This window comes from Hymenobacter saemangeumensis, assembly GCF_039541835.1.
Taxonomy (GTDB): Bacteria; Bacteroidota; Bacteroidia; order Cytophagales; family Hymenobacteraceae; genus Hymenobacter; species Hymenobacter saemangeumensis.
This window is the reverse complement of the sequence record NZ_BAABGZ010000073.1, coordinates 62848-86561: the sequence shown is the minus strand read 5'-3', so window position 1 is coordinate 86561 and position 23714 is coordinate 62848. Positions and strand designations below refer to the sequence as shown.

The window sequence follows — 23714 nt, the reverse complement described above, 5'->3', positions numbered from 1 at the left end:
TCCATTGTATAATGTTCTACACTAGCCCGAAGACTAGCTGATGTCGAGTGCAAATCCGACTCGTATTGACGAGCTCAAATCTTATGTTACGCTTGTTGTCGGTCTGTTCCAATTGCTCAGAACAAACCTTACCATTTGTCTTTTCCAGTCATTCAAAGAACGTGTGCGACTTCCTGTTGAAGTAGCCGTGCGGCCTGGCGGCCAGCTCTCTTTTTCTCTTTATTCAACCGCCTCTTTCGATTTGGGAGTGCAAAGGTAAGAAGATTTTTTTACTTGTCAAGAAAAAGCAGAAAAAAATTTCTTTCCCGTTTTTGACTTCGATTCGTTCGAGGTGAATCGGAGTGCAAAATTACTGCTTTTGCTTTGGAATGTCAAGTGAAAGGCGAAAAATATTTTTATTTTTCTTCTTTTCGTTTGTCTTATTTCCGATTGAAATGAAACGGGCTGCAAAGATACTACAGCTTTTGTTTTCCTGTCAAGCGTGCGAGAAAAAAATCTTGCCGTTGACTTTACCCCGCATCCGTTCGATTTGGGAGTGCAAAAGTAGTGAATGCGCACGAGGGACACAATGATTTGGCAAATGTTTTTGTTCCAGCCTAGCCTCCTATTCTCCTGTTGCTGATTTTCTGCCAGCGTAATGCACTAGCTTACAGAAAGCAGGCGCTAATAAAAAGGCTGGGCTTTTTTTCACTGTTTAATCAGCTTCGAAAAGCGCTGTCAAATCTGGACGCCGCTCATGGGGGCGTTTTACCTCATATTGATGAATCAGGGACCCTAAACCGGCCAGAAAAGGGAGCCCGACTGACTCGTATTCGTAGGCTCCATCGTTTAATATGCCATCTTGATTTACATAAAGGACCGCGCTTAGCATGAATTCACAGCGATTCAGCGAATCGGCGAAGTAAGCGACATCGGCCAGGTAGCCGTGTGACATACCGACTACATTGTAGATGCGAAGGCCCGGCATCGAGACCGACTCGGGATTACGGCCATAGTACAGGTACTTCTTATAGGCATCGAAATAGCGGGAAGAAGCATACAGGCTAAACTTTGCCTGATGGGGAGTAGCATATAGGTAATGCCTGAAGAAAGCATGGTCGTCGCTGTTGAGGCGAAACCGCTGCTGGGGACTGACCGATGAAGGAAATAGAATGCTCTGGAGGATAGCCGTGACATCGGGTAGGGAAAGCTGATTGGCAGTGGTAAAGTCGTAAGGCTGGTTGATGAGGCGGCCACCGGCCTGATAGCCTCGACCTTTTTGCAAACGCCCAAGTGGGCTGGTATAGGGGATTGAGTTTACTTTCCCGGCCTCCATATATAAGGTGTCGCCGCGCCTGGAATAAAAGCTGATGGGGTTGGTATAGCGGTTGGCAGCCGTATCGCAGGGGGCAAAGCGGCGGGTAATGCGGGCGTTGGGGTACCCAAGCTGGGCCAGTCGCTCGTTGATGGGGCGCTGGCCGAGAAACTCGTAGAGCCGGTTGTAAGCAACGTTGTCGCTTACCAGCAGCATGCGCTTGATGTAGTTGCCCACGGTGGCGGCCCGGTCGGAGTCGGCTGGGGCGGTGAAGGGCACGGGGGTCTGGCAGCGGAAGGCGGTTCCGGTGGCCATGATGGTGTGGCGATTTACGCCGGGCTTATTCAGGTCGTTCAGCTTTTCAAGGGCCAGCGCGGCTACGGGAAGCTTAACCAGGCTGGCGGGGTTGAAATATTGCCGGGGGTTGACGTGGTACGTGTGGGTAGTGAAGCGGGGGTTGTTTTGAGCGTCGCGGTCAATCTGGGTGTAGATAATCTGCAGTTCATGGCGGGCGGAGTGTGCAAGCACCTTAGCCAAGCGGGGGCTGGAGCGCAGCAGGCTGTCAAGTAAAGGGGAATCTGACGGAGCTGTTTCCTGCTTCCGGTATACAACATCGGCCTTCGCTGGCCCGGAAACAGGCCGGCTGGTACTGGCATCTATTCCAGTGCTGCGCTTTGCTTTTGGGCGCCGAGCGGGTGGCCCGGGATTAGCGGCGCGGCGACTAAAGAACCCCACGGTCTTAGAAGCTAGCTTGAGCCGGCCCTTCAGAGGGCTGTGCCGGATAGCCGCTGCTGCCGAAATGGCAATGGCAGCAAGGAGCACACCTATTATATAAGGAAGGGAAGCCGGACGTTTTGGTAGCATGTTCTGCATAGCGCTTGGCAATAAAAAAGGCCGTGGTACTGCCACCACGGCCTATATTACTTCGCTTACGCTATTAATCCGCTAATGGAATAAGGCGCTTTGCGAGCAAGAGGTTGGAGTCGGTCTGGCGCCAGTTGTAGCCGGTACCGAAGGGAAGGGGCTGCGGAGGGTGTACGGAATCGGCGTAGGCAGTGGTCAGCTCGGGCTGGTAGTGCTTGGCAAAAAGGTTGATGGGGCGCTTGTAGGTGCCGTAGTGCCGGAAGTTCCAGGCGCCCTGCTGGAAGTACTTCATGGCAATGCCGGAGTCGTCCTGCAGGATGAAGCGGCTGCGGCGCAGCACCACCCGGCGTATTTTATTGAAGTAGGCTTTGTGCATAAGGTAGGAGGCCGACTTCACATAGGTGGTAAGGGGGCCCAGGCCGCGTACGAACTGCAGGGGGGCATCCTTGGTCTGCAGCTTAAAGTCGCTGAGGTCGGCGGAGAAGTAGTAAACGGTTTTCGGCTGGCCGTCGGGGCCGCGCAGCTTCATCTCGGCCCCCGGAATGAACTTCGACTTGGGGTCGTTAGCCTGGGCAGTGTCGGCGGGGGCTTCCTGGAGCTGGCCGGCCGCATCGAGACGGACGGGGCGGATAGCGGTAACCTGGTTGCCGGTGCGGGCGGCGAAAAGCATCATCAGCGGCAGGGCACCATCGAGCTCGACGGACTTGAGGTCGACGGCCATGTCGTTGGTGCGGAAAAAGCTAAAGTTGAGTACCGACCAGAGCGAGGCTTTAATGGCGGGAAACAGCTTGGGGTTTTCGAGCGTGGCCCGGGCCGGCACGCTGCCCACGGGCTCCAGACCAATCATCACATAAGTCTGGCTATGGGGAAACATCGTGAATACGTTAAGAAAATCGGGCCCGCTGAATGGGTAGAAGATGGTGGGGCTGTTGCGCTGCACCGAATCCAGCTCCGTGGCTGACCACTTCGTCATGCGCTCGGTGTGCGTGCTGCGGTATTTCTGCCAGCTTTTATCCTGGTCCTGGGCGAAAGCCTGCCAGGCGGGCTGCCCGGCTAACGGAGCCAGCTCGCTTTGGGAGCTGGGGCGCAGGCCCCCCAGATAGGCAGCTACATCCTGGACATAGGCCGTATCCGCGGCGGGAGAGCTGACGGGCTTGGTATCCGTGGTGATGGAATCGGCTTTGGGAAGAGCAGCAACGGCAGGTGCGGAGTCCGGAGCCTCGACAACCTTTTCCGTTTGGGTGGCAGATTCGGAGCAGGCGGCCAGGAAGAACAGAGCCGGCAGAACGCGAAGAGCGGCAGCGCGCAGATACATTATATATAAGGAGTAGGTAAACTGACCGCAAGTTACACGCTACGGCTCAGCCTTGGGCCCGCTTCGGGTTACCGCCCAGGTAGTGGGCTATGGCGTAGGCTACCAAGCCCACTCCGAGCGTGAGCAGCCCGTAGAGCGACTCCATGGGCCGGTCGCGCATGATAAAGGTGAGCGTCCAGCCGCTGAGACCCAGAAAAAGCAGGGGGGTGAGCGGGTAGCCCCAGGCCCGGTACGGACGGGCAAGCTGGGGCTGACGCCAGCGCAGCACAAATACCCCAAGCACCGTCAGGAAGGTAAACAGGTTGAGGATAAAGCCGGCGTAGACCAGCACTTCCTTGAAGCTGGGCTTAAGGATAAACACCAGCGTAATGAGGGTTTGCAACACCAGGGCGCGCACAGGAATGCCGTTGCGGCTTTTGGGAGCCAGGAAGCGCAGCGCGGGCAGGTCTTCGCCCATGGTTTGCACAATACGGGGCCCGGCAAATACCATGGAGCTGATGGTTGATACCAGTAAGGCCGCAATTACCGCCCCCATGAGGCGGCCGACGCTGGAGCCAAACAGGGAAGTAGCCGCCACGAAGCCTACCTCCACCTGTCCTTTCAAGGCACTAATGGGCGTGGAGCGCAAAAACACGTAGTTCAGCCCTACATATAAGAGGAGTACCAGCGCCGTGCCGGCTAGCAGGATGCGCGAGAGGTTGCGCTGGGGGTTGTGAATCTCGCCGGTTACGTACACGGCGGCGTTCCAGCCGGAGTAGGCATAGCTCACATACACGAGGCTGACGGCAAAAGCGGGGCTGAGTATGGCGCGCCAGCCCGCGGCGTCGGGAGCATAGCTCAGGGGCTGCCCCTCCCCTACCACCAGCCCGGCACCGATGAAAAGCACCAGCACCACCACTTTCAGGGCCGTGATGATGATTTGCAGGCGGCTGCCGGCTTTGGTGCTGAGGCCGTGCACCAGCGTGAGGGCCAGCACCACGCCTACCGACAGCCAGGTGGGCTGCAGTGAAGGCCAAACGCTTTTCGCGTACTCGCCCAGGGCCAGAGCTGCCAGGGCGGTAGGAGCAGCAAAGCCAACCGTGGCCGAAACCCAGCCCGAGAGAAAGCCCAGGGCTGGGTGGTAAATCTGACTCAGGTAGTGGTACTCGCCACCGGAGCGGGGCATGGCGGCGGCCAGCTCGCCGTAGCTGACGGCGCCGCACAGGGCAATGAGGCCACCCACCAGCCACAGCATCATCAGGGCGAAACCGCTCTGAATGTCCAGCACCTGAAACCCGAGGCTGGTGAAGACGCCGGTGCCCACCATGTTGGCCACGACAATAGCCGCACCGGTCAGAAAACTGATTTTGTAAGGAGAAGAAGCAGCAGCCATTCGGCAAAGATGCACCGGAGAGCGGCTGCCAGAGGATGCCCGACCGCTGGCAGCAGCGGACGGACCGCAAAATGCTACTGCATATAATAGGGCATCGGCGCCCGGAGAGGCCGTTATGGCTGCTCCAGACGCCGATGCGGCATCAGTCGGCGCCGGGCCGGCGCTTTATCAGGCTTTATACTTTGGGCCGCTTGTACAGGGGCACGGTGCTGCAGGGCTCGCCGTACATCACGCTGCTTACCACGGGCAGCAGCTTCTGCATAATGGCCACGTAAGCGAAGGTGGGCACGGGCACGCTGCCGCAGCCTTTCACTACTACCTTGGCGTCGCGGTATTCTTCAGCGTCGATTTTCTCAATTGCTTCCTGGAACAGGGCCTGCTCCAGGGCGTCGAGGTTGCCGAACACGTAGCGGTGGGCGTGGCCCTGCAGCTTGGTGGCCAGCAGCATGTAGGCCCAGGTGGGCACAATGGCATCCGCCGAGCAGATGACGGCCACGTTTTTCCCGTCGTACTGTGCCCAGTCGTTGGTTTTGATGAACTCGCGGAAGTCCTTTTCCCGCAGGATAAGGCCGTGAAAGAGGTTATCCTTGATGTCGTACACCACCCGCTCGCCCGGGTGCAGGTATTCTTCCAGGTTCAGGGTGATGAGGCCGGAGTTGGCCACGCGGTTGACGAAGAGGGGTTCCATAAACTGGGGGTTTAGACTTTAGACATGAGACATGAGACGTTAGAAAGTTCTTCTGCCAGAACAGCTCTCATGTCTTATGTCTAAGGTCTCATGTCTGACTTTGGAGTGGTGGTATATACTTCTTTCAGATAAAACGGCTCGTAGTAGGCTACGTCCTGAAACTGCTGGCGGCGGAAAGCTTCTACTGCCAGGGCGCCTACGGCGACGGCCGAGGGCTCAATGCCGGTGAGAAAGCCGGCGTTGGACTGGCCGAGCACCAGGGGCGTAAACTTGGCCGCCCCGCTGCCGAAGTATAACACGGGGCCCTGGGCTAATTGTTCGCTGAGGGTATTGGGGTCGAGGATGAGAGGCGTGGGAGCCAGCACTTCTTCCCCCGTGTCGGTGTAGATGGCGGCGTACACTTCCATGCGCCGGGCATCGAGCATGGGGCAGTACAGGCATTTTTCCGGCGCGGCCGTGTGCCGGGCCGCCTGCCAGGCCAGGGCCTGCAGGGTGCTGACGGCAATCAGCGGAATGTCGAGGGCAAAGCACAGGCCCTTGGCTGCTGCCCCGCCAATGCGCAGCCCGGTGTAGGAGCCGGGCCCGTCGGATACGGCCACGGCAGCCAGGTCGGCCATGCGGTGGCCGGTGTTATCCAGCATCTGCTGCACCAGTATGCTCAGGTGCGTGGAGTGCGACTTTTCCAGCCGCAGTTCGGAGTGCGCCAGCAGGCGGCCGTCGTCGGCGCGGTGCAGGGCTACGGAGCAGACCGGGGAGGAGGTTTCGAGGGAGAGGATGAGGGACATATCAACATTAATAGCCAAGCATAGCAAACGGTACCCTGACTATTTTCTCATCTATAGTATAAGGCCAGCTTTCTGCTTGAAGCAGCAAAGTTATTTCTTCTAAATAGCAAAGCTGCTTTGGCGGCATAAGCCTACCCTGACGCTGAACAACATTTGGATTTATCTCCAGCCACTCTACCTCCCAAATGGCCAAGGGCCATTCAGCTCGATGTACCCAGGCACGGGCAAGCAGATTCCAGTGGTCCAGATTTCGGGCTGTATATCAGATTTAAGCTTAATTCTTACCAGACAGCTGTACTCATTCACTAAATCGGCCAGCTTTTCGAGGGTTCTCATTTGCTAGGACATCAATAAAAAAGCAGGCACCATGCAGTGCCTGCTTTTTTATTCCTTAATCAGAAATCACTATTTACCCGTCGACTTGCGCGCGCTCGCTGCCTGGCCGCTGGGCTTGAGCAGGGCCGAGTAACGGTTGGGGTCGTTGAGCACGGCCACGGCGGCCAGGATGTTGGGGTCGTCGTCGAAGCCGGCTTCGGTGCGGCCTTTCTCGAAGTAGTAGCGCGACACGATTTCCTGCTCCAGCAGCTCTTTGATTTCGGGCTTGAAGCGCTGCAGGTCGTTGGCCTTGTTCACGGTCATCTTCCGCTTTACCGCTTCCAACTCGATTTTGACGTCCTCGTAATGCTTCTCCTCCTTCATCTTCTTGCTGAGCTCGGTGAGGGACTTCTCGGCGTCGGTGCTGTAGTTGATGTTTTTGCCCTGCAGGTAAGTCACAAACTTCTGGTACTCGGCATCGCTGAGGTGAAACTCGCGGGCGGCGGGAATGCTGGCGTGCTCGGAGCGGTAGCGGGTGGCGTAGTCGAAGAGGTAGCTCTTCTGCAGCAGCACCCGGGTGATGTCGGCAATTTCGCGCTCGGCCACTTCAATGTCGGGGGCAACGCCGCCGCCGTCGTACACGGTGCGGCCGGCCGAGGTTTTGAAGGCCGTGCGCAGGGAGTCGGGGAACTTACCCAGGGTGCCGTCCTCGCTGCGGTGGGCGTAGTCGATTTCCTGGATGCAGCGGCCGCTGGGGATGTAGTATTTGGCAGTGGTTACTTTCAGCTGGGAGTTGTAGCTGAGCGGGCGGGTGGCCTGCACCAGGCCCTTGCCGAAGGTGCGCATGCCCACCACCACGGCGCGGTCGTAGTCCTGCAGCACGCCCGACACGATTTCCGAGGCCGAGGCCGAGCGGTTCGACGTGACGATGGCCACTGGAATCTGGGTGTCCAGGGGCACGTCGAGGGCTTTGTAGGTTTTGTTCCACTCCGTCACCTTGCCCTTGGTGCTTACCACGTCGAGGCCTTTGTCGATAAACAGGTTTGAGATGTTGACGGCCTCGTTCAGCAGCCCGCCGGGGTTGTCGCGGATGTCGAACACGATTTTCTTGGCCCCCTGCTCCTTGAGCTTGGTCACGGCGGCGCGCACTTCCTTGCCGGCATCGACGGTAAAGCCACCAAGCTGGAAGTAGCCGACGTCGTTGGAAATCATGCCCACGTAGGGTACGTTCTCCACCTGAATCTTGTCGCGGGTTATTTCAATCAGCACGGGCTTGTCCTGGCCGTAGCGGGTCACCATGAGCTTCACCACGGAGTTGGCCTGGCCTTTCAGCAGCTTGCTGATATCCGAGTTGGACTTTTTATCGACCGCGATGCCGTTGATGTCGAGGATTTCATCGCCGGGCAGCAGGCCCGCCTTCTGGGCCGGGTAGCCTTCGTAGGCGCTTTGCACCACGGTTTTGCCGTTGCGCTTTACCACTACCGCCCCAATGCCGCCGTACTGCCCGGTGGTCAGGGTACGGAAATCCTCGATGTCATCCTCCGGAATGTAGTTGGTATAGGGGTCGAGCGACTTGAGCATGGCGTCGATGCCGGTTTTCACCAGCTTGCCAGGGGTCACTTCGTCTACATAATAGGTATTTACTTCTTTGAAGAGGGTCGCGAAGATGTCGAGGTTCTTGGCGATTTCGAAGTAACGCTCACTGTCGGCCGCGGTTCGGAAGGAGAATAGCAGCGCGGCACTACCCAGGGTGAGGCCGGCGAGGATTTTTTTGCGGATAGTCATAAAGCTGGTAGCAAGAAGGCTAGTCTACGCAACCGTGGGCAAGTCCGATGCCACGATGGGTGCGGTAAGCAAACGTTGGAAAGCGGAAATTAATTTTTTTTCCACTAAGGCGAGCGGACTTTTTTCCTTACCGGTGTAGATAATGCCTAACAGAGCGACTGGGTGGCCATTTGGTTGCTCCAAGAGCCGGTATTTATTGAGACGATAAGCTTCCCGAATAAGGCGTTTGAGCCGGTTGCGGTCGACTGCTCGCTTAAAGATACGCTTACTCACACTAATTAACACCTGCGGGGGGGCCGTCGTTGGCTCGGGGCTTTTCAGCCAGACGATGCGCAGGGGGTAAACACCAAAAGAGGAACTCTGCTTCCCAAAAAGCTCGTCGATGAGCTTTTTGCGGCACAGGTGTTCCTCTTTGGGGAAAGCAAACTTTTTAGCTGATGGCGGATAGCTGCTCGCTGTTGGCTCGTTCACTTCGCAAAAATAAAGAAATAGCGAAGCCGCATTGCCGCAGCAGTTGCTTCCAGCTAACACCGGAAACGAACCCACTACCGCAATGCGGCCACCTGTCAGCTAACAGCCATAAGCTATTGGCTAACAGCCAAAAAATGCTAGCGCTTGTGGCGGCCTTCGTCGGATACGGTGAGGCGCTTGCGGCCTTTGGCACGACGACGAGCCAGCACGTTGCGGCCGTTGGCGGTTTCCATGCGGTTACGGAAGCCGTGCTTGTTGCGACGCTTGCGCTGAGAAGGTTGATAGGTGCGTTTCATATCAATTCAAGTTTCGAGATGGGCCGGCAAAGGTACGGCTTTCCGGCAAAAATCACAAGAGCCAGGTAGATTATGTCAGAAATTGTGGGCTTTACCCCTGGATATTGCGTTGGCTGTAGTCGGCACCGTGCTATTTCCGTAGGTGGGCACACGCTAGCTTTGCCCCATCACCTGGAAGCTGTTGCCCATGATTCACTACCGCGTTTCCTACGAAAACCCGCTTACTTCCTACCTGCTGGTGGAAATGACCCTGGCCGTGCCCGCCGATGCTCCCCAGCCTCTGGAGCTGCAGCTGCCGGCCTGGCGCCCCGGCCGCTACGAGCTGCAGAACTTCGCCCAGAAAATTCAGCGCGTAGAAGTTGTGGCGGCCGATTCCGGCGCGGCCCTGCCCTGGCGCAAGCTGACCAAGGACCGCTGGGCGGTGAGCAATGCCGCCGGGCAGCAGGTGCGGGTGCGCTACCGCTTCTATGCCCACCAGATGGATGCCGGGGGCTCCTGGCTTGATGAAACCCAGCTCTACCTCAACCCGGTGCAGTGCTTTATGTACGCCGAGGGCCGGCAGGACGAAGCCTGCGAGCTACAGCTGGATGTGCCCGACACCTGGGAAATTGCCTGTGGCCTGCCCCAGAGTGCCCCCCACACGCTGGCGGCCCGCAACTTCGACCACCTGGCCGACTCGCCGCTTATTGCCAGCCCTACCCTGCAGCACCATACCTATGAAGCCGGCGGGCTGCCCTTTCACGTGTGGGCCCAGGGCTCGGAGGCGCTTATCAACTGGCCCAAGCTGCTCAGCGACTTCAAAGCATTCACGGAAGTGTCGCTGGCCTTGTTTGGGGGCTTTCCGGTGGCCGACTACCACTTTCTCAACCAGTTTCTGCCCCTGAAGCACTACCACGGCGTGGAGCATAACAACTCCACAGTGATTGTGCTGGGCCCGGCGGCCCAGCTCATGAACGACGAGCTGTACAAAGAGCTGCTGGGCGTGAGCTGCCACGAGCTGTTCCACACCTGGAACATCAAGGCCATCCGGCCGGCCGAGATGCAGCCCTACGACTACAGCCGCGAGAACTACTTCCGCAGCTGCTTTATCGCCGAGGGCATCACCACCTACTACGGCGAGTACCTGCTGGCCCGCAGCCACGTGCGCAGCCCCGAGCAGTACTTCACTGAGCTGAACACCGTGCTGCGCAAGCACTTCGACGACGCCGGCGGCGACAACCTCTCCCTGGCCGACGCCAGCATGGATTTGTGGCTGGATGGCTACAAGCCCGGCGTGCCCGACCGCAAGGTGAGCGTGTACCACAAAGGGGCACTGGTGGCCTTGATTCTCGACCTGACCCTGCGGCAGCTTTCCAGCCACGCCCGCAGCCTCGACGAAGTGATGCGCCGGCTCTACCAGGAGTTTGGGCAAACCGGCATCGGCTACACCGAGGAGGACTACATCCGCCTGGTGAATGAGGTGGCCGGGCGCGACATGCAGGCTTACTTCGACAAGTTCATTTACGGCACGGAGCCGCTGCTGGGGCCGCTCGACAAGCTGTTGCGCACCGTAGGGTGCCAGCTGGTGAGCGCACCCAACCCGGCCCACGCCGAAAACACCTTTGGCTTCCGCACCACCTCGCGGGCCGACCGCACCGACGTGAGCTACATCTGGCCGGGCTCGCCGGCGGAAAAAGTACTGTCGGTGGAAGATGAGATTGTGGCCGTGAATGGCGTGCGCGAAACGCCTAACCACCAGCTGCTGCTGCCCGGCAATGCCCCCCACTACGAGCTGACGGTGCTGCGCCAGAACCGCCTGCTGACCCTGCAGCTGAACGCCGAGCCCGGCCAGACCTTCGGGACCCGCTACGAGGTGCGCCGCCTGCGCGAGGCCGACGAAGCCCAGCAAAAGGGCTTCCGCCAGTGGCTAGGCTGGGAATACTAAGCGGGCATTCTACATATTATAGCTGATTTGAATCGTCACCATGCTGCCGCAATTCCCGACCTTGCTCAAACCTAGCGCGGCGCTTGCGCTGCTGTTGCTGCTCGGCGCCTGCGACCGGCAGAAGCCGGTTGAAACCACCACCCCGCCCGCCTCCCCTACTCCGGCCGCGGCGCCGGCCCGGGCGGTTGAGAAGATTCTGACCTCCGGCGACACCTGGCCGGCCACCACCCACGACACCCTGCACCTGGGACGGGGCGTGGCCCGGGTGCTGCCCGGCAGTGGCCGGCTGGGCGGCCCGGCCCGCCCGGAGCTGCCCCCACGGCCCGAGGACGGCGACTCCCCGGAGCTGGCCAAAGCCCAGGGCCGGGTGCAGCGGGAGGGCATTCAGCTGCGCTTCAAGCCCGAGCAAGGCCCGGAGGTGGTGATAAAAAACGACACCGCCGATACGGAGGCCATGGCCTTTTACCACTACTGGGGCACGCTGGCTTCGGCCCGCCAGTGGGTGGTGTCGGTGGGCCTGTACGAGGGCAGCGCCGTGGAGCTGATTGACCAGCGCACGGGCCGCCGCACCCCGGCCTGGGGCCAGCCGGTGGCTTCGCCCGATGGCCGCTATGTTGTAACCTACAGCGCCGACCTGGGCGCCGCGTTCGACCCCAACGGCCTGCAGCTGTTCAAGGTGGAGCCCACGGGCCTGCGCCTGGTGTGGGAGCGCGACCTGTCGAGCTGGGAGCCGCGGCAGGTGAGCTGGCTGGACAATACCACCCTGCTCATCAAGCAGGCCCAGGGCCCGGCCGAAGAAGACGGCAAGCCGCAGTCGGCCTATATGCGCCTGGACCTCTCGCAGGTCCTGTAGCAGGCCACAATGCCCGTGGCGGCGGCCGGTACTACTTGCTGGCGGCAATATCTTCCCGAATCGACACCTTATCGGTAATGTACCAGCGGCCGCTGATGCGCAGCAGGTTGAAGTAGTCGGTGTAGCGGTTGCTGCCGCTGGTAATGCGCGCCGTGACGCTGGCGGCGTGGCCGGTGCGGCTCAAGGCCAGGATGCGGCCCTGGGTGTCGCCCTTGGGGCGGGGCTTGAAGCCGCTGAGGTAGGTTTTCTTGTCGCGGGAGCCAAACGCGCCGGTGGCATCCACAAACTTGAGGTGGCAGCTGGGGTGCATGGCCGAGGAAACCAGGGCGGTGTCGCCCACGGCCCAGCCTTCGAAATAGGTGTTGACCGTGGTACGAATCAGCGCCTCATCATCAGCGGGCGCTGATTGCGCCTGGGCAGAGTGGGTCAGCAAGGCCAGCAGGCCGGCCAGGGCAAGGGAAGTGGCATGGTTTGCTGGGCGGTGAACCGGAGCCCCACCCCCGGCCCCTCCCCTGCGGGAGAGGGGAGCCAGGCGGTAACGAAGTATTTGCTGGAGGGATTTGGTGATAGTGTGCATGACCTTGGAGTTTGGAAAAAGTGAGAAGAATGGGCGGCTGCCCTAGAATTGCTTGAGGAAGGAGGCTTTGGCAATTAGGCCCCGCTCGGTGCTGGGCTCGCCGGTGGCCTGGTAGCCCTGCTGGTTGAAGACGAGGTAGACGAAGGACAGCGGCTGGTATTCCCAGGCCAGGCGCAGGTTGAGCTGCTGGCTGGCGTCGTGGCTGTTGCGCTGGTAAAAGGCCGAGAGCTGCAGCCGTGGGTTCAGGGCCAGGCGGCTTTCCACGCCGTAGAGGGCCACGCGGCGCGAAACCGCTTCGGCCCCTACCCCGCGGAAGTCGTTGAGGGCGTAGCTGGGCTGCAGGCAGAAGTGGGGGCTGGGCGCCAGCCGGGCCGACAGCGACAGGCTGTGCAGGCGGCCATTGTAGTAGCCACCCGAGCTGAGGGCCGCCAGGTAGGAAAGCCGGCGGGAGGCGTCGCTGCCCGCTTCCAGGTGCTGGCTGAGGTAGGTGTAGCGCCCCGGCGCAATGCGCAGGCCCAGGGGCTGAAAGGCCTCGTCGAGCTGCTGCACCACGCGGTTGAGGTAGTAGCGCAGGATGCCCCCGCGCTGGGTGATGCCGTCGAGCAGGAAAAAGCGGTTGCTGCTTTCGAGCAGGCGGCCGGTAGTAGCAGAGTGGTAGTACTCGTTGCTGATGCCCGGCTCGTAGCTGCGCAGCCAGGCCGGCAGCCAGGGCTTGCCGCGCAGAATCAGGTAGAAGCCCGGGGTGGTGGCCAGCACGTCGCGGCGGCTTACGAACCCGGCTTCCGGCATGTAGGCGCGGGTAACGAGGGCCTGCGACCACCACACGGCGAGGCTGCCAGCGTCGTAGCGCAGCTCGGAGTAAGCGGCCAGCCCGCCCGCGCCGGGGCGGGTGCCGCCAGTGGCCGACAGCATCGTGCTCCACGACACGCGGGCGCCGAAGCGGAAAAACCCATCCACCGCCCCGGTGAAGCCCGTTTGCGCCGGCTGCCCCGGCTCGGCCCCGGCGCTTTGCCGGCGCAGGGTGAAGAGCCCGCCCAGGTTGTTTTGGGCCCGGAGGTTTTGGGAATAGCGGCCCACGTAAAACATGGTGGCCGGCTGGCTTTCGGCGGCCCGCTGGTGCACGGCCAGGCCCCCGAAGTTGCGGCGGGCCGCGCGGTGTACCAGGCGGGCGCCGCCGCTTAAGTCCAGGGGCTGGCCACTGCCGGCCATGCCAATGGCCCGGCTGAAGAAGGGCAGCACGCGCAGGCTGCCGCCCTTGGGCACCAGGCCCGGTGAGAACAGGCTGGCATTTTCCAGGAAAAACTGGCGCCGCTCCGGGAAGAAGACCGAGAAGCGCGACAGGTTGTTGATTTTGCGGTCGGCGTCGGCCTGGGCGAAGTCGGTGTTCACGGTCAGGTCCAGCACGGTTTCCGGCGACAGGGCCCACTTGGCTTCGCCGCCCGCTTTAATGCCCGTGCGGCGCGTCCCGCTGCTGCTTTGGTCCATGGTAACCAGGGTGTAGGGCTGCAGGCGCAGGTTGAGGCCCGGCGCGGGGGGCTGCAGGCCGGTGAGCAGGCCGGCGTAGTCCATGCGGGCGGGGCTGAGGGCGCGGGGCACCGGGGCCCAGCTGGACTTTTCGTTGGACGCCCGCCGCAGCCGAATCAGGTTCAGGCCCCAGGCGTAGTCGCCGGTGGCGGGCCGGGGCGCGTAGCGCAGGGTTTCCCAGGGAATGGCCACCTCGGCCACCCAGCCCGAGTCGCTGCGCTGGGTGCGCACCTGCCAGAGGGCGTCCCAGTCCACGTCGGCCAGCTTGGCGTCGAACAGCAGCACGTCGCGCTGGGCGCCGTAGGGGTTGATGGCAAAGGTCATGGCGTTGCGCTCGTCCCGAAACCCATCCAGGCAGATGAGCAGGAAGTCGTGGTCGAGCAGGGCGAAGTCGCGGCGCAGGTCGGGGGCCCGCAGCAGCTGCCGGCGCAGGGTGTCGTGGCACACGGCTCCCAGGTAGAGAAAGCGGGCATCGTAGAGCAGCCGCACCTCGGTGGCGAAGCTGGCCGCCTCGCCCTGGCTGGGGTCGAGCTGGGTGAAGCGGCCGGCCACTTCGGCTGCGGCCCAGGCAGGCTCGTCGAGCACCCCGTCGAGGCGCAGGGGCTGGGTGGTGGGCGAGGCCGCCACCCGGGGCTTTAAGGCCGGGGGCGGAAAGACCGGCTGGGCCTGGGCGGCAGCAGCCAGACTCAGGAGCAGCACGAGCAGCGGCGTTTTCATAGGTGGCTCTTCGGTGAAAGGATGCCACAAAGGGAGCTGCTGCCGCTGCCCGCACCAGCGGCTTTCAACACTTTGCCCCAACTATTAAACCCCTGTGAGACGCCTTGCGCAGCCAGGCGTTGAAGAATTAGCCCAAAGCGTTGAAGACCTTGGGAAGTTGGCAGCGCAAGTCCCAGCTTTGTGGAGACTGGCAGCCAGGTGCTGCTGCCGGCCTTGCTTATGCCTGCTCCCCGTCGTCTTTCATTTGCGCTGCTGCAGTGCGCCGCCTGGCTGCTGGCTTATGGGCTGGTGGTGGCCTACCTGGGCCAGCGCATCAACGACCTGCTGTATGTGTGTTCGTTTACCCTGGTGGCCTTTGCCTCCTACGCGGCCACCATCTATGGCTACGTGTATGGGCTCAGCCCCTGGCTGTACCACCGCCTGCCGCGCTGGGCGTTTGTGCTGGCCGTGCTGGCTTTCCTGGGACTGGTGGGGCTGGGCCGCTTTTACCTTGAAGCCTACGTCGTGCGCCCCCACTTTCCTTCGGCCCACAACACTTTTCTCAATGGCAACCGCGGGCACCTCGGCTACCTGTCGGTTACCATCTGCTTTGCCTTCGGCTTCGGGCTGCTGGCCCAGGCGGCCCTGCGCAGCGTGGCCCTGCAGCAGCAGAAGGATGAGCTGGAAAACAAGCAGCTGCAGGCCGAGATGAACCTGCTCAAGGCCCAGGTGCAGCCCCACTTCCTGTTCAACACCCTCAACAACATCTACTACGAGGCCTACCTGGAAGCCCCACGCACGGCCGACCTGATTGAGAAGCTGGCCACCCTGATGCGCTACTTCATGGAGCTGAGCCGGCTGGAGCGGGTGCCGCTGCAGGCCGAAATTGCCTTTCTGCGCAACTACATTGCCCTGGAAAAAATCCGCTTCCGCCACGAGCTCAGCATCAGCCTGGAGGTGGAGGCCGACGAGCAGCTGCCCGTGCCGCCCATGCTGCTCATTCCGCTGGTAGAAAACCTTTTCAAGCACGGCTTCGACAAGCGGCAGCGCCACAACGCGGCCCACCTGCACCTGCGGCAGGCCGGGGGTTGGCTTACGTTTGAAGTCAGCAACTCCCTGCCCGAAGCATTGGCCGCTCCTAGCGCCGGCGGCTTTGGCCTGCGCAACCTGCGCGAGCGGCTGAAACTGCTTTACGGCGGCCGCTTCGAGCTTACGGCGGGGGCCGAGGGGCAGCAGTTTGTAGCCCGCCTTACCCTGCCCGCCCAGCCATGATTCCCTGCCTGATTGTTGAAGACGAGCCCAACGCGGCCAAGCTGCTGGCCGCCTACGTGTCCCAGGTGCCCTACCTGCAGCTGCTGCACACCTGCTACGACGCCGGCGAGGCCCTGACCTGGATACAAAGCGGCCAGGCCCAGCTGATTTTCCTCGACATCAACCTGCCCGGCCTCAGCGGCATGGAGCTGGCCCGGCTGGTGGGCCCGGGGCAGCGCATCATCTTCACCACGGCCTACTCCGAATATGCCGTGCAGAGCTACGAAACGGCGGCCATCGACTACCTGCTCAAGCCCATTACCCTGGGCCGTTTTCTGCAGGCCGTGGGCAAGGCGGCGGCGCTGCTACAGCCGCGCCCGGCCGCTCCGCCCGCCGACGCCCCGGACAGCAGCGCCGACTACTTCTTCATCAAGTCGGGCAAGCAGCTGGTGCGCCTGCGCTACGACGCCATCCGCTACGTGGAGGGACTGAAATCCTACGTGATGCTGGTGACGGACACCGAGAAGGTCATCGTGTACAAGCGCATGCAGGAGATGGAAGCCCTGCTGCCGCCCTGCTTCCGGCGCGTGCACCTCTCCTACATCGTGAACCTGGACCTGATTCGCAGCATTGAGGAAAACCACATTCTGTTGCCGCCGGCCCGCATTCCCATCAGCGCCAAGTACCGCGAAGGCTTTCTGGCTGCCATCAATGGGCGGCTGCTGTGAAGCTTTTAGCTTCCGGCCTCGTAAGCGCAGGTATGACGCACGACACCTCCCTGCAGCGCTTCCTGGATGCGCAGCAAAAAGACTATGCCACCGCCCTGGCCGAGCTGAAGCGGGGCTACAAGCAAAGCCACTGGATGTGGTACATCTTTCCCCAGATTCAGGGCCTGGGGTTCAGCTCCACGGCGCAGTACTATGCCATCCGGGACGCGCAGGAGGCGCAGGCCTACGCCCGTCACCCGGTGCTGGGGCCGCGGCTGCTGGAAATCAGCGAAACCCTGCTTGCGCTGCCCAACAACGACGCCAACGACATCATGGGCAGCCCCGACGACCTGAAGCTGCGCTCTTCCATGACGCTGTTTGCGAGCCTGCCCGGGGCTCATCCGGTGTTTCAGCAGGTGCTGGACAAGTTTTTCCGGGGCCGGCCGGATGAGAAGACGCTGGGGCTGCTGGGGGGTAGGCTGGAGTAGGTTCTAGTGCTATTTCCCGCAGTGTTTCGCGGTGGTAAACCGCAGGGTTTCGCGGTGTCGTTATGGCGTGGGGAGGTGGGGTTCTGGCTTCGCTTCTTTTGACCTTCCAAAAGCTATTGAGCAAAAAAAGCCCCGCTGGGAGCATGCTTAAGGAACGAGCCAGCCGGGTCGTTGACGGTGACGGATGGGGCTAGCGCGTCAGGCAGCAGCCATCAGGCTCAGTCAAAAATGGCGAACTGATGACAAGCAACGGGGCGCGAGCTTGAGCTTGAGAAACCTCCAACGTTCATTTTTTGTAGTTTATTTCCTCAGTTCAAACAAATAGACTACAACTTGTCAACACATTTTGTAGTTTATTCTTAAACTTTGTATAAATAAACTACACGTCATTACGTTCATGCCCCGCCAATCAGCGCCTTCCACCCACCTCATTGCCCGCGTCCGGGCTTGGTTTGGCCTTACTCACGCTGAGCTTGGCCTGTATCTGGGCGTAAGCAAAGCCTTGCTGCAAGCCATCGAAACCGGCCGACGGCAGCTCACGCCGGCTGTGGCTGTGCCCCTGCTGCCACTGCTGCAGCTGGTGCCGCAGGAGGGACCGGCCAACACCACGGCTGCTCCTGCCCTGCCCCCGGCTCTGCCGGCCGGTACGCCCCTGCCCGATGCCGGGGAGCTGTACTTCCGCCGCCGCGAGTGCCTGGGCCAGGCCGCCCGCCTGCGCCAGGAGCTGGGCAAGCTCACGGCCCGGGCCGAGGCGGCCCGCCACTGGGCCGAGGCCCTGCCCCGGCTGCTGCCCGCCCCGGATGCGGCCCCGCCCACCAACCCCGACGAGGCTGCCCGCGAGGCCTGGCGGGCGGGCTGGGTGCACCGCCGCGCCCGGCCCCTGCCCCCGGAGGACGTGACCCGCTGGTATCGGCTGCGGGCCCGCCTAGCCGGCCTGCTGGCCGAAGAAGCGGCGCTGGACGGCATAGCAGCAGCCTGGCGCAGTTTTTAAAGACTGTATTTTTTTATTTAAAATATTTAATCCTACGTTTAAGCCGCGGCTTACTTCCCTGCCGGGAGGCGGCGGCTGGGTCTGGTTGGCGCCGACCCCATCCTGCTGCCGGCAGAAGCCGTGCTTTCTACCACTTTTCATGCTGATTAGCCATGATTGATTACGCCCTGCTCACTACCCGTGCTGAGTGCGACACCGCCACCACCGAGCTCGACTTCGAGCTGCTTACCTACACCACCCGCGACGCCAACCTGGACTTGGCCGACATGCGGGCCGACCGCAGCCTGAGCAGCACCGCCGGCCAGCTGGCCCTGCTCGACGGCCGCATCAGCGCCGCCCAGAACCTGCTGGCCGCCCCCGGCATCGACGCCGCCCTGCTGGAAAAAACCACCGACGACCTGGCCCTCATGCGCGCCCAGCGCACCAAGCTGGCCAAGCGCAACCGCCTCAGCACCGGCACCACCCGCTTCCTGGCCAGCGTCGACGCCCAACAGATAAGCGACCAGGTGGCCACGCTTACCGCCGCCAAAGCCGGCGTAGCAGCCCACCGGGCCACCCTGCTCGCATAGGCCCACTCTGAAGAAACGGCTGTTCTGCCCCGGCGCCGGGATGGAACAGCCAGATAAAAAACAACCCCGGCACAGCTGTGCCGGGGTTGTTTTTTGAAAATGACTTCTTCTACTCCACCACCACGCGCTTGCTCACGGGCTGGCCATCAAGCGTCAGGCGCAGGGTGTACACGCCTGCCGCCAGGCCGCGCAGGTCCACCACGGTTTCGGCCGTGGGCAGAGCCAGGTGGCGCACCTGCTGGCCCAGGCTGTTGAGCAGCACGGCGGTGGTCACTTTCGTGGCGGCCGGGCGCAGCACCGTCAGCAGGCCCTGGCTGGGGTTGGGGTAGGTCAGCACCTGGGCTTCCAGGGCGGCGGCCGTGCCCAGCGGGGCGGCGGCCGGCGTCAGGTTCAGCCAGAAGCGGCCGGGGGCCGTGCTGCCGGCCATCGTGAAGCCGTAGCCGACGCCTTCCGTCAGCACGGTGCGCGTACCCGTCAGGTTGTCCACCAGCTCGGCGCGGGTGCCGGCGGGCAGGTTGGCCAGGGCGGCAGCCGTGAAGGTGTAGCGGCCCGCGGCCGGCACACTTACTTGTAGGGGAACAGTCGCGTTGAAGGCGGCCACGCCCTGCACGCTCAGAGGCTCGCCACTGGCCGCGAGGGCCGCCAGGTTCAGGCCCGTGGTATTGGGCAGCTTGGCCGCGTCGAAGGCACTGTCGAAACCGGCGCTGGCACCGGCTTCGCTGTACACCGTCAGCGCATCGGCCGGCTGGCCGGCCCCGGCCAGGCGGAGCGTGAGCTGCGGCCGGGTATCGGGCGCGCCACGGCGCACGGGGGCCTGCTGGGCGTAGTCCGTCACGCGGTTGGCGTTGGTGAAGGTGAGGGAGCCGCTGGTCTGGCCGGCGCTCACCCGCACAAAAAAGGCCTGGGCCGTGCCCACCAGCGGGTTGCCGATGCCGTTGACGTAGCTGCGGTACTGCCCGCCGTACTGGCTGCTGCTCTCAAAGGTGTAGAACGCCGCGTCCATGTTCACCCGCTGGCCGGCGCCCACGGTGCTGAAGTCCAGGGGCGAGGCATAGGGGTTGCCGATGAAGTTCCAGCCCGCGTCGGCCGCCGTGGCCCCGCTGGCCCGGCTCAGCGGGAGGGTGCTGCTGCTCTGCACGAGCGCGCCGGTGAAGCTCAGCGTTTGCGCCCCGGGCAGCATCACGGTGTAGCCCTGGCTGCCGGGCTGCATGGCTTCGCTGGTCAGGCTGGGCGAGAGCCAGCCCTTGTCGAAGGCCGACACGGAGGTGGCCGGCGAGGTAGCCAGGCGGCTCTGGTCGTAGCGGTACACGCTGGGGAAGGGCGTCACCGTGCCCGGCGTGGCCGCGGTGTTGTAGGCCGGGTTCAGCACCGGGGCCGTGCCGCCCGAGCCCAGGCTGGTCAGGGTCTGGCCCGCGGCCGGGGCCGCCAGGTGGCGGTAGCCCGGGCCGGCGTTGCTGCTGGGGTCGAGGTAGCGCTGCACCGTAACGCTGCCTTGCACGGTGCCCGTGCCCAGGTTGGCCAGCAGGGCCGTGCCCGTGGCATTGCTGAGCAGGGTGAGGGCCTGGCCGCTGGTGCTGAGGTTGCCGGCAGCCTCCAGGGTCAGGGCCTGGCGCACGGCCACCGGCTGGGAGAGCGTGAGGGGGAAGCTGTTGGTCGTGCTCAGGTTGCGCACGGTGGCGGGCAGGCCGTTGCCGGTTACCTGGGCCGCCGTGCCGCTGTACACGTAGCTGGCATCGTTGGAGAAGCTGCGCGCGCCGCTCACCTGCACCGCGCCGCTGCTGCCCGTGCCCGTAATGCCAGCCGCGTCGCAGATTACCAGCGTGGCGCCGCTGGCCAGCGTGAAGCTGGCCGCGCCGGTCAGCGGCTGGCAGTTCAGGTCGAGCCGGCCACCGTCCTGCACCACCACGCTGGACGTCACCGTAACCGGGCCGGTAAACTGGCCCCGGCCGGTGCCGGTCACGGTGATGCTGTTGTAGGTGCCGCCGCCAATGACGTAAGGCGTGCCCGGCGTGCCGGTGCTCACCACCAGGTCAACCGGCGCGCTGGTCAGCGTCACGGTAATGGCCAGGCGCGGGCTGGCACAGCCATTTCCCGTCTGCCCGGCGTAGTAGGTGGTGCCGTTGACCAGGGCCGTGCTGCTGGCCAGGGCCGTGCCGCCCGCGGGGGTAGCAAAGAACTGCACGTTGGTGCCCGTGGCCACCAGGTTGGCCACGGTGGCGCCAGGGGCGAAGCTCTGGCTGGCCGCGCCCGTGGGGGCCTCCGGGGCCCCCACGCCGACCTGCACCTTGTTCTCGCTGGGCAGCCCGCCTATCACTGTACCGCTGCGGGTAATCCATACCAGGGAGTTGCCGGCGCCGGCTACCCCCCCCAGGATGCTGTTGCAGGAGGTGACGGGCCCCACCGTGCTGCCATTGCTATACACCTGAGTGATGGCGCCTGCGTTGACGAGGCTGCCGTTATCCCAGTCGGCGCTGACATACATCACACTGGCCCGGGATGACATAAGGGCGAAGCCGCCACCAATCCCATCGTTGGCCGTGGAGCCCACCAGCGAGTTGGCCGCGCTTACCGCCCCCACCGTGCCGCCCGTGCCGCGCGCCCCGGTGGCAGCCCCGGCGCCCATAACGCTGCCATTTGTCCAGCTGGGGCTGCCCACTATATAATCTCCATCTAGCAGGGCAGTAAGTCTGCTACCCACCTGGTCGTTGGCCGAGGAGCCCACCAGCGAATTGGCTGCGTTCACCACGCCGGTTAAGCCAGTGGCGCCGTTACACCAGGTGGCCGCACCCGCGTTCACCACGGAGCCATTGTCCCAGTTGATGCTGCTCACCACGTAGTTGCCGTTGTACAAGGCCATGACACTGCCAAAGGAGCCCCCACTCACCTGGTCGTTGGCCGTGGTGCCCACCAGCGAGTTGGCGGTGCTCACCACCCCGGTTAAGCCAGTAGCGCCGTTGCCCCAAGTTGCCGCGCCCACGTTCACCACGGAGCCATTGTCCCAGTTAGGGCTGCTTACCACGTAGTTGCCGTTGGAAAGGGCCGTGATGCCGGTGCCTCCCACGGTGCCCACCTGGTCGTTGGCCGTGGTGCCCACCAGGGAGTTGGCCGCCGTTATCGGGCCCACGATGCCGCTGGCGCCATTACCCCAGGTGGCCGCGCCAGCATCTACGACGGTACCGTTGTCCCAGGAGCCGCTGCCCACCACGTAGTTGCCGTTGGTGAGGGCCGCTACGCCGCCCCGGCCTACCTGGTCGCCGGCCCGGGTGCCCACCAGCGAATTGGCGGCACTCACCGGGCCCACCGTGCCGCCCGTGCCGTTGCACCAGGTCACGGCGCCGGCATCGGCCAAAGCGCCATTGTCCCAGCTGGTGCTAACAGCGAGGTAATTGCCATTGGTCAGGGTTGTAATGCCAATGCCGCCGGTTAAGCCGACGGAGTCGTTGGTGGAGGAGCCCACCAGCGAGTTGGCCGCGCTCACCGGGCCTACAGTGCCACCCGTGCCGCTGCCCCAAGTCACGGCGCCCGCGTTCACGATGGCGCCGTTGTCCCAGGCGCTGCTGCCTACCACGTAGTTGCCATTATTCAAAGCAGAAATTTTGCTACCAACTCCATCATTAGCCGTGGTACCGACAAGCGAATTGGCGGCGCTCACCGGGCCGACGGTGCCACCCGTGCCGTTGCCCCAGGTAGCCGCGCCCGCGTTCACCACGGCGCCGTTGTCCCAGTTGGCGCTGCCCACCACATAATTTCCGTTGGTGAGGGCGACCACGCTATTAAAGCCGGTACCACCTATCTGGTCGTTGGCCGTGGAGCCTACCAGCGAGTTGGCCGCGCTCACCGGGCCCACCGTGCTGCCCGTGCTGCTGCACCACGTCACGGCCCCGGCGCTGGCGCGTCCTGTGTTGGTCCAGTTAGGGCTGAGCACCACGTAGCTGTCATTCGTGAGGGGAACAATGCCGCCAAAGGCGCTGCTGGTTCCCACCCGGTCGTTGGCCGTGGAGCCTACCAGCGAGTTGGCGGCGCTCACCGGGCCCACCGTGCTGCCCGTGCTGCTGCACCACGTCACGGCCCCGGCGTTGGCGTTGCTGCCGTTCGACCAGTTGGGGCTGCCCACCACGTAGTTACCATTGGGCAGTTGCCTGAAGCCCGCGCTGCCCACCTGGTCGTTGGCCGTGGCGCCCACCAGCGAGTTGGCTGCGCTTACGGCCCCCGCCACGCCGGTGGTCCCGTTGCACCATGTTACGGCCCCCACGCTGGCGGTGCCGCCGTTCGACCAGTTGGGACTGCACACTACGTAGCTTCCATCCTGGAATATACCAACAAAGCCGCTGCCCACCCGGTCGTTGGCCGTCGAGCCGGTAAGCCTACTGATGAGGGTATTGTCGCTGCCGCGGTAGAGGTAAACGGCCCCCACGTCGGGCACGCCGCCCAAGTCGAAGAAAGGGTCCGTCACCACGTAGTTGCCATTGAACAGCCCGGCAACATAAGTCCCAAAGCTGCCCGAGCCGGTAGGGCCGTTCAAAACGGTGGGCTGAGCCAGGGCCGGACTTGCCGGGGCCACTGCCAGCAGCGCCGGCACCAACGCCGCATAGACGGTGCAAGCCCGCCGGAGCATTTTTTTCAGAATTTGCTTCATCAGAAACGACAAGAAAAAAGGTGACATATATGAGCCTACTAAGCCCAAACTTGGAATTCTGCCAAATGTAGCCGTCTCTTCCTGGCACGAAATGCTGTTTCGCTGAATGCCTCTTTTTTTTCGCTCAATGCCCCAGCTTTTCTCCCAGCCCATTTTTCCACTTCTGAAAAATCATCCGCCACGCCGGCTTTGCACCCAAGCGGTTCCAGTGCCGCGAACCGCCGTCCCGGGAAAGTACAGTATGGCCAATAGGGCATAGCTGCCTCCTGTCAGTACCTTCATACGCAGAAAGCCCCGCTGGACTTTCCAGCGG

The 23714-nt window shown here is 62.6% G+C and carries 19 protein-coding genes; 7 read left to right on the top strand and 12 right to left on the bottom strand.

Going from position 1 to position 23714, the window contains the following annotated elements; translation table 11 throughout:
• Positions 1–694: 694 nt before the first annotated feature.
• The 9 genes from ABD919_RS18115 to rpmH all read right to left on the bottom strand — a co-directional run bounded on the left by ABD919_RS18115 (position 695) and on the right by rpmH (position 9185).
• A complete protein-coding gene (locus ABD919_RS18115) occupies positions 695–1822 on the bottom strand; it encodes a serine hydrolase (RefSeq protein ID WP_345237461.1) in 1128 nt (375 codons plus the stop codon).
• Between the two features lie 409 nt (positions 1823–2231).
• Positions 2232–3473: a hypothetical protein gene (locus ABD919_RS18110; protein ID WP_345237460.1), complete on the bottom strand. Its 1242-nt coding sequence runs from the start codon at positions 3471–3473 to the stop codon at positions 2232–2234.
• A 46-nt stretch (positions 3474–3519) separates the two neighbouring features.
• Positions 3520–4845 carry an APC family permease gene (locus tag ABD919_RS18105; RefSeq protein ID WP_345237459.1) on the bottom strand — a complete coding sequence of 442 codons (1326 nt, stop codon included), beginning with the start codon at positions 4843–4845 and terminating at the stop codon, positions 3520–3522.
• 175 nt (positions 4846–5020) lie between these two features.
• Complete coding sequence (locus ABD919_RS18100) at positions 5021–5533, bottom strand: DUF2480 family protein (RefSeq protein WP_345237458.1); 513 nt, start codon at positions 5531–5533, stop codon at positions 5021–5023.
• An 80-nt stretch (positions 5534–5613) separates the two neighbouring features.
• Complete coding sequence (tsaB, locus tag ABD919_RS18095; protein WP_345237457.1) at positions 5614–6318, bottom strand: tRNA (adenosine(37)-N6)-threonylcarbamoyltransferase complex dimerization subunit type 1 TsaB; 705 nt, start codon at positions 6316–6318, stop codon at positions 5614–5616.
• A 7-nt stretch (positions 6319–6325) separates the two neighbouring features.
• Complete coding sequence (locus tag ABD919_RS24015) at positions 6326–6550, bottom strand: DUF6678 family protein (RefSeq protein ID WP_425556420.1); 225 nt, start codon at positions 6548–6550, stop codon at positions 6326–6328.
• Between the two features lie 173 nt (positions 6551–6723).
• Positions 6724–8418 (bottom strand): S41 family peptidase, encoded by a 1695-nt coding sequence (locus ABD919_RS18090; protein ID WP_345237456.1) that lies wholly within the window; start codon positions 8416–8418, stop codon positions 6724–6726.
• A 24-nt stretch (positions 8419–8442) separates the two neighbouring features.
• Positions 8443–8964 carry a ribonuclease P protein component gene (locus tag ABD919_RS18085; protein ID WP_345237455.1) on the bottom strand — a complete coding sequence of 174 codons (522 nt, stop codon included), beginning with the start codon at positions 8962–8964 and terminating at the stop codon, positions 8443–8445.
• 62 nt (positions 8965–9026) lie between these two features.
• Positions 9027–9185: a 50S ribosomal protein L34 gene (gene rpmH / locus ABD919_RS18080; protein ID WP_068337113.1), complete on the bottom strand. Its 159-nt coding sequence runs from the start codon at positions 9183–9185 to the stop codon at positions 9027–9029.
• Between the two features lie 187 nt (positions 9186–9372).
• On the opposite strand from rpmH, the gene ABD919_RS18075 reads away from it, so the two are divergent.
• Both ABD919_RS18075 and ABD919_RS18070 read left to right on the top strand, forming a co-directional pair.
• Positions 9373–11109: a M61 family metallopeptidase gene (locus ABD919_RS18075; RefSeq protein ID WP_345237454.1), complete on the top strand. Its 1737-nt coding sequence runs from the start codon at positions 9373–9375 to the stop codon at positions 11107–11109.
• A gap of 61 nt (positions 11110–11170) precedes the next feature.
• Complete coding sequence (locus tag ABD919_RS18070; RefSeq protein ID WP_345237453.1) at positions 11171–11962, top strand: hypothetical protein; 792 nt, start codon at positions 11171–11173, stop codon at positions 11960–11962.
• Positions 11963–11993: 31 nt separating this feature from the next.
• Here the strand turns inward: ABD919_RS18070 and ABD919_RS18065 are convergent, their stop codons facing one another.
• Together ABD919_RS18065 and ABD919_RS18060 are read right to left on the bottom strand one after the other, a co-directional pair.
• A complete protein-coding gene (locus tag ABD919_RS18065; RefSeq protein WP_345237452.1) occupies positions 11994–12539 on the bottom strand; it encodes a nuclear transport factor 2 family protein in 546 nt (181 codons plus the stop codon).
• Between the two features lie 42 nt (positions 12540–12581).
• Complete coding sequence (locus ABD919_RS18060) at positions 12582–14780, bottom strand: carbohydrate binding family 9 domain-containing protein (RefSeq protein ID WP_345237451.1); 2199 nt, start codon at positions 14778–14780, stop codon at positions 12582–12584.
• A gap of 219 nt (positions 14781–14999) precedes the next feature.
• On the opposite strand from ABD919_RS18060, the gene ABD919_RS18055 reads away from it, so the two are divergent.
• The 5 genes from ABD919_RS18055 (at position 15000) to ABD919_RS18035 (ending at position 18765) form a co-directional block, all read left to right on the top strand.
• The gene (locus ABD919_RS18055) at positions 15000–16031 is read left to right on the top strand and encodes a sensor histidine kinase (protein ID WP_345237450.1); all 1032 of its coding nucleotides are present in this window, start codon (positions 15000–15002) and stop codon (positions 16029–16031) included.
• Complete coding sequence (locus tag ABD919_RS18050) at positions 16028–16738, top strand: LytR/AlgR family response regulator transcription factor (RefSeq protein WP_345237449.1); 711 nt, start codon at positions 16028–16030, stop codon at positions 16736–16738. The genes ABD919_RS18055 and ABD919_RS18050 overlap by 4 nt, the downstream gene beginning before the upstream one ends.
• Before the next feature lie 32 nt (positions 16739–16770).
• Complete coding sequence (locus ABD919_RS18045; RefSeq protein WP_345237448.1) at positions 16771–17205, top strand: DUF1810 domain-containing protein; 435 nt, start codon at positions 16771–16773, stop codon at positions 17203–17205.
• Between the two features lie 397 nt (positions 17206–17602).
• On the top strand, positions 17603–18196 hold the full coding sequence (locus tag ABD919_RS18040) for a helix-turn-helix domain-containing protein (protein ID WP_345237447.1): 594 nt from the start codon (positions 17603–17605) through the stop codon (positions 18194–18196).
• A gap of 152 nt (positions 18197–18348) precedes the next feature.
• On the top strand, positions 18349–18765 hold the full coding sequence (locus tag ABD919_RS18035) for a hypothetical protein (protein WP_345237446.1): 417 nt from the start codon (positions 18349–18351) through the stop codon (positions 18763–18765).
• Between the two features lie 109 nt (positions 18766–18874).
• Here ABD919_RS18035 and ABD919_RS18030 read toward each other — a convergent pair whose 3' ends face one another.
• Positions 18875–23401, bottom strand: coding sequence for a T9SS type A sorting domain-containing protein (locus ABD919_RS18030; protein WP_345237445.1), 4527 nt, complete (start codon positions 23399–23401; stop codon positions 18875–18877).
• Positions 23402–23714 lie beyond the last annotated feature (313 nt).